1 protein-coding gene is annotated in these 337 nt (G+C 41.8%); it reads left to right on the top strand.

The genetic code is table 11. From position 1 onward, the window contains the following. On the top strand, positions 1 to 337 hold a 337-nt coding region (locus IUY40_RS19350; protein WP_229335725.1), incomplete at both ends, for a phage baseplate assembly protein V.

Raw genomic sequence — 337 nt, 5'->3', positions numbered from 1 at the left:
TTCCTTTACCAGCGGACAAGATATTAACAAAATTAAGTATGAAACCAATGAAGTAGGGATCTATATCATAACCGAAATAACACATAAAGCCAGCGACATAGGCGAGTACGAAAACACTTTTAAAGCACTACCTGCTAAAATACGCAAGTTACCAGAACCAAACATTGCTTTTCCTATAGCCCAAATGCAACAGGCAGAAGTAGTAGCCAATGACGACCCAAAAGGACAAGGCAGAATACGTGTAAAAATGTTATGGCAAGCCACCAAACAACAGCGCACACCATGGCTACGTGTAATGACACCCGATGCTGGTACCAGTGGTGAAGTTACCACCAAT

The organism is Flavobacterium sp. ALJ2 (genome assembly GCF_015594725.1).
Taxonomy (GTDB): domain Bacteria; phylum Bacteroidota; class Bacteroidia; order Flavobacteriales; family Flavobacteriaceae; genus Flavobacterium.
This window is presented reverse-complemented; position numbering and strand designations above follow the sequence as displayed.